The sequence below is a fragment of the Streptomyces sp. genome (assembly GCF_050698815.1).
GTDB lineage: Bacteria > Actinomycetota > Actinomycetes > Streptomycetales > Streptomycetaceae > Streptomyces.
Map to the genome: position 1 here is coordinate 1 of NZ_JBOHCV010000345.1, position 5,112 is coordinate 5,112.

The 5,112-nt window shown below is 66.0% G+C and carries 7 protein-coding genes and 2 pseudogenes; 8 read left to right on the top strand and 1 reads right to left on the bottom strand.

Features of this window, described 5'->3' with window-relative positions; all coding sequences use genetic code 11:
- A pseudogene (locus tag ACRDP3_RS12660) lies at nucleotides 1-163 on the bottom strand (oxidoreductase); the annotation flags it as partial.
- Nucleotides 164-443: 280 nt separating this feature from the next.
- Here ACRDP3_RS12660 and ACRDP3_RS12665 point away from each other — a divergent pair.
- The 8 genes and pseudogenes from ACRDP3_RS12665 to ACRDP3_RS12700 all read left to right on the top strand — a co-directional run bounded on the left by ACRDP3_RS12665 (nucleotide 444) and on the right by ACRDP3_RS12700 (nucleotide 4,682).
- Nucleotides 444-713: a hypothetical protein gene (locus tag ACRDP3_RS12665; RefSeq protein WP_431517004.1), complete on the top strand. Its 270-nt coding sequence runs from the start codon at nucleotides 444-446 to the stop codon at nucleotides 711-713.
- A complete protein-coding gene (locus ACRDP3_RS12670) occupies nucleotides 703-1,011 on the top strand; it encodes an SH3-like domain-containing protein (RefSeq protein ID WP_431517005.1) in 309 nt (102 codons plus the stop codon). Before ACRDP3_RS12665 ends, ACRDP3_RS12670 begins: the two co-directional genes overlap by 11 nt.
- A complete protein-coding gene (locus ACRDP3_RS12675) occupies nucleotides 1,008-1,598 on the top strand; it encodes a nitrile hydratase subunit alpha (RefSeq protein WP_431517006.1) in 591 nt (196 codons plus the stop codon). Before ACRDP3_RS12670 ends, ACRDP3_RS12675 begins: the two co-directional genes overlap by 4 nt.
- A gap of 172 nt (nucleotides 1,599-1,770) precedes the next feature.
- Nucleotides 1,771-2,106, top strand: coding sequence for a hypothetical protein (locus ACRDP3_RS12680; protein ID WP_431517007.1), 336 nt, complete (start codon nucleotides 1,771-1,773; stop codon nucleotides 2,104-2,106).
- A gap of 166 nt (nucleotides 2,107-2,272) precedes the next feature.
- Nucleotides 2,273-3,022: a hypothetical protein gene (locus ACRDP3_RS12685; RefSeq protein WP_431517008.1), complete on the top strand. Its 750-nt coding sequence runs from the start codon at nucleotides 2,273-2,275 to the stop codon at nucleotides 3,020-3,022.
- A 110-nt stretch (nucleotides 3,023-3,132) separates the two neighbouring features.
- Nucleotides 3,133-3,885, top strand: a complete 753-nt coding sequence (locus ACRDP3_RS12690) for an Lsr2 family DNA-binding protein (RefSeq protein ID WP_431517009.1) — start codon at nucleotides 3,133-3,135, stop codon at nucleotides 3,883-3,885.
- Between the two features lie 153 nt (nucleotides 3,886-4,038).
- Nucleotides 4,039-4,488: pseudogene (locus tag ACRDP3_RS12695) on the top strand (DUF5753 domain-containing protein); the annotation flags it as partial.
- A complete protein-coding gene (locus ACRDP3_RS12700; protein ID WP_431517010.1) occupies nucleotides 4,464-4,682 on the top strand; it encodes a DUF397 domain-containing protein in 219 nt (72 codons plus the stop codon). The pseudogene ACRDP3_RS12695 and the gene ACRDP3_RS12700, both read left to right, overlap by 25 nt.
- Nucleotides 4,683-5,112: the final 430 nt, after the last annotated feature.

A 5,112-nucleotide genomic window follows, 5' to 3' on the forward strand; every position in this document is an offset into this window, starting at 1 on the left:
CCTGGCCGATCGCGAGCTGGTGGAGCCGCATCCGCTCAACGAAGTCGGGCACGGCGTTGACGACGGTGATCTCGGTGTCGGCGGGGGAGAGCCGGCGGGCCAGGTTTCCGGCGGCGAAGGCCCCGGCGTATCCGGCGCCGAGTACGACGATGCGGTGCTTCATGGCTTGCTCCTTTGTCTCGTTCGCGCGCCCTTTGAACGAGACGGCGCCCCGATTGCTGACAGGAGCCGGGTGTGACGCGGGTCACCGAACCGGGACCGGTTCGACCGGCGCACTTCGCCCCGCAGCCGCAGCCGCAGCCGCAGTCCGCAGGGTCGCGGGGCCGGGCGCTGCCCATCGGTGCCCGGGTGGGGCCGGAGCTCGGCGAACAGCCAAGGATGAAGGGGCGCGCCGGAGCGCCGGAGAGTTCCCCGTGCCGGTATCGGCGCCTAGGCTGCGTCACATGAGCAGGGTCAACGACGTCGGCGGGCAGACGGGCTTCGGGCCGGTCGAGGCGGAGGAGGACGAGCCGGTCTTCCACGCGGACTGGGAGGCACGGGTCTACGCCCTCAACACCGCCCTCGTACGGCGCGGGGTGTACGCACTGGACGAGTTCCGCGACGCCATCGAACGCATGCCGCCGCAGGAGTACTTGGCGGCCTCCTACTACGAGCGCTGGCTCCACGCGATCGAGCACCTCACGGCGGAGCGGGGCGTGCCCGGTGACGACTGACCGGCCCACCGCCTTTTCGCCGGGGGACCGGGTCCGTACCCGCGCAGTCGATCCGGCCGGGCACACACGGCTGCCGCAATACGCCAGGGGCCGCACCGGGCGCATCGTCGCCGTCACCGGCAGCTGGCCGCTTGCCGACGACGTGGCCGGTCATCGTCCCGCACCCCGCGTCGAGCCGGTCTACACCGTCGCCTTTGCCGCCCACGACCTGTGGGGCGAGGGGACGCACGAGGTGACGCTCGACCTGTGGCAGTCGTATCTGGAACTTGTCGTACCTGCCGAGGAGACCGCCACATGAGCGGAGAACACACCAGCAACCCCGTCGCGGCCCGGGTGCGCCGGCTGGAGGAGCGGCTCATCGCCGCCGGACACGTCACCGACGACGAACTGGACGCGATCCTCAGCGGCGTGCTCAACGGTGCGTCTCCGCTCAACGGCGCGCGTATCGCCGCTCGCGCATGGACGGACCCCGGTTTCCGCGAGAGGCTGCTGGACGACGCCAACGGCGCCCTGCCGGAGGTCGGCCTGTCCATGGCGGGCGGACTTCAGGAGCAGCGCCTGAAGGTCGTCGCCAACACCCCCGACCGGCACAACGTGCTGGTCTGCACGCTGTGTTCGTGCTACCCGGTGGCGCTGCTCGGACCGTCTCCGTCCTGGTACAAGAGCGAGGCGTACCGCTCTCGCGTCGTTCGCGAACCGCGCGCGGTCCTCGCGGAGTTCGGCCTCGACCTCCCGCCGGGCCGCGAGATCACGGTCTGGGACTCCAGCGCGGAAAGCCGCTACCTGGTCCTCCCCCAACGCCCCTCCGGCACCGAGGACTTGCCCGAGGACCAACTGGCGGCCCTGGTCACCCGAGAGGGCCTGATCGGCACCGCCCTGGTCTGAGCGCGCCCGGTGGGCGCCGCGAGCGGTCCCTAAAAAACTGTGCAGGTGCTCGGCGCCGACGGTTGATTCCGGAAGGTACCAGACGAAGTGAGAGCAAGGATCCCTGTTTCCCCAGAAGGTAATGACCGATTCGCCACCTCAGGCATCTCTAGTTAGGGAGTGTCTAAGCCTGGTGACCGGAGGTAATTGGGGAGGAGAGATTGTAGAATTTTACCTCGGATCCACCCGGGAGGCGGCTGACGACATTAATGAAGGGCTAGCTCTGATCGCCTCTGTGAACCACAGAAGTGAAGTTACTTTTACGATTCAGCAGTTGCATGTGATCCACTCTTGTCTCACAGGTGCCGTAGTTGACTTCATCTCGGACGAAGACTTTCATCTGCGGACCGGCTGGTATCGCGAAAACGCAATCGCTTTTGCCCGGGAACTGGGACGATCTCTGCGTGAGCTTATGGCCACCGACTCCGCCTCGCAGAGAAGGTCGGATGCTGTAGATGGCGGCTCCTGATACGAGATTCTGAGCGTCTCGTAGCGTGACCCCCGCAGGCACCCTGGCCGAGCGTATCGACAGAGGGTCTCCAGTGCCGGAACCCAAATGGGCGAGAACTATCGTCAGGACATGGGCCCCGGTTATTCTTGTAATTGACGTACGGCGAGGTACAGGAGACGCCCCAATGGATTTGATTACCGATGTTTCCCGCCTTCCCGGCGCGGGACCTCTTGACGGCCTCTCAGATGCGTGGCATTGGTCGCCGAATCCGAGGTTCAACTTCTTCGCTGCGTTGAGCGAAGACAAGGGCCATCTGTTCCAGGTCAATGTGATGGACATCTGCGACTATGATCTGGTGCGCGCACTGCTGACTTTCGCGCGGGAACGCACCTCCGAGGTGACGTCTTCCGGCCGCCACCTGGTGCCCATCGAGGGGTTCAGCCACCCGGGATATTCATTCGACACCATGGCAGCCGCCCCGCCCGGAGTGCACGGTTACCTGGTCAAGGAACACCCGGACCTCCACTCCGTTGCCTACGCGGTGTTCCCCGGATACCGGTCAGAGTTTTCGGGAACCGAGGATGAGGAGGAAGCGCAGGCAAGGGTCCGGAAGATGCTGCGGCCGACCAAACTCGACCGCGAGCCCGTCCCCTTCCTCAAGATGCGCTATGACAACACCAGGACGCGAAGCGGAAGTACAGGCCCTCACCGCGGATTCGCCACGCTCCCGATCCTCCTGCGGGAACTCGAGCTCCTGCAGGAGGCTCCTGGGAGCCTCGTCGAATGGGAAAACCGCCACGCGGACGTCTGGCGAGCGCAATGGGACGGCGCACTGCACCTCCAGGGGTCCTCAGCGGCCAGCCGGCCTGTCGACCTCGGCACCCTCCTCGCCTTCGCCGAACAGACTGTGACCAGCGATAATTACGGACTGTAGCAGCGTCCCGGGTTCCCGCTGAAGAGTAGGGGCCGTGCGGCTTTCAGACGTGATGGCTCACGCCTCTTCGACGAGCCGCTCACCAACCCCGCGTCGTTTCAGGAGCCCTGATGACCGAACTGGACCGCCTCGCAGAGCTGTGCCCACCCCCCACACGACGCATCCCAGAGCAGCCGCAACCCGACTGGGACACGGTGGAACGCATCCTTGGGACCCGACTCCCCGAGGACTACAAGCAGCTGGTCGAGGCATACGGGCCGGGACAATTCAACAGCTTTCTCTCCATCTACCAACCCCGCAGCTACGCCCCCACCGACTTCCTCGACATCGAAGGAGAAACACCCAGCATCCGAGCAGCGCTGGAGAGAAGCCGGGACTGGACCGGGGAACCCATGCCCTACCCGGTCGAGGCCCTCCAACCCGCTGGCGGCACCGGCAACGGCGATTACCTCTTCTGGGTCACCAACCAAGCCACGGACCCGGAATCCTGGGCTGTCGCCATTAAGGAACCGAACGGCACACGCTGGTTCACCTTCACCGGCACCATCACCGCCTTTCTCACCCGCTTCGTCGCCGGCGACATCAGCGTCCCGATGTTCCCCGACGGCCTCTTGGAAGAACCACCATCCTTCCGCCCATTCGAACCCAGCACCGGTCAGGCCAGCCACCTCACCCGGCAAGAGATCGACGCCCACAGCAACACCATCGACTCACAAGCCATCAGAGAATGGGCCTGGCAACACGGCTACGACGACCTGCCCCCACGCGGACGCATCCCCGTCGAGATCCGCAGAGCTTTCGACGAAGCACACGAAACAGGGCGTAGACCAGCCTCCCATGGCGCGTGCCGACCCGTGCGGTGACTGCTACCAGTGGCTGCCGCCCTGTTCGGTGGCCAGATGACGTCGTCCCGACCTGTTCAACCTGGCCGTCGCAGCCGCAGCCACCGTCGTCTGACTCTGCTCACTCGCCCAGATCGCTCAGTTGCTTGAGCACGCCCTCCACCGAGTCGCGCCCCGCAGGCACCGGAAGTGAAGGTCGCGGCACGGCTTGACCGTCAAGCGATCCTCGGGAGGGCCGAGCCTCCATGGGTGTCGAGCGTCCTGGACGAAGCGGTGCTTTACCGGATCGTCCGCAGCCGAGAGGTCATGCGAGAGCAACTGGCACACCTGCTGCGTCTGGGGGAGCGGCCGCGCATCCACATGCAGGTCGTACCGTTCAAGAGCGCGGACCCCGCCACCATGGGAGGTTCGTTCACGCTGTTGTCGTTGCCGGACGGGCACGAGTTGGCGTACGAAGAGGGCATCGTCTTCGGCCGCCTGATCGAGGAATCCGCCGAGGTGATGAGGCGCGCCGTCCTTTACGATCGCCTCCAAGCCAACGCACTGTCCCCGGTCGGGTCTGCGGAGCTGATCCGCATGGTCATGGAGGAGCACTACTCATGCGTGTCACCCGAGATGCCCTGACGAACGCGCAATGGCGCAAGAGCAGTTACAGCAACGCCGCAGGCGGCGACTGCCTCGAGACTGCCGCTCAGATACCCGGCACCATCCCCGTTCGGGACAGCAAGTGCCCCGCCAGGCCGGCGCTCCTCTTTACGGCCGCTGCGTGGACCGCCTTCCTCGAAGGAGTGAAGGCGCCCGCAACCCCGAGACCCTGAGCGCGAGCTGTCCCGGCGCCCGCACCGTCGAAGGCGGAGCGCGCCCGGGGGAGTTCGCTGTGGCGCTCGGCGCTCGGGTGGCGTTCGTCGCGTGGGATTGGGGCGTGACGCCCGTCAGGGGGCGTCGCGGCGGAGGTGAGCGCCGGGCCTTGAGCGCCGAGCGGCGGGCCTCGGAGTCCGAGCTCGTTTCTGTAGGAATGGGCGGTGGGTCTTACCCGCCCTCCCGCCCCAAGTCGCGCGTATACCAGCACGGATGACTTTGGGTGATCAGGTTGCGACGGGTCGTCAGATGCGGCTAGCGTCCATCGCGACAAACAACCCCGGCCTGTGCGGGAACACGGACCGGGGTCTGACCATCAAGATCGGAAACGGATCTCATGGCTTCCACAGAGCTTATCGCCGCGCTGCCCGCGACCGCACACCCCATGGC

Bases quoted from the DNA above. Each gene is read 5' to 3' on its own strand.
- ACRDP3_RS12665 (WP_431517004.1), top strand. From the start codon at position 444: ATGAGCAGGGTCAACGACGTCGGCGGGCAGACGGGCTTCGGGCCGGTC.
- ACRDP3_RS12675 (WP_431517006.1), top strand. From the start codon at position 1,008: ATGAGCGGAGAACACACCAGCAACCCCGTCGCGGCCCGGGTGCGCCGG.
- ACRDP3_RS12685 (WP_431517008.1), top strand. From the start codon at position 2,273: ATGGATTTGATTACCGATGTTTCCCGCCTTCCCGGCGCGGGACCTCTT.
- ACRDP3_RS12690 (WP_431517009.1), top strand. From the start codon at position 3,133: ATGACCGAACTGGACCGCCTCGCAGAGCTGTGCCCACCCCCCACACGA.
- ACRDP3_RS12700 (WP_431517010.1), top strand. From the start codon at position 4,464: ATGCGTGTCACCCGAGATGCCCTGACGAACGCGCAATGGCGCAAGAGC.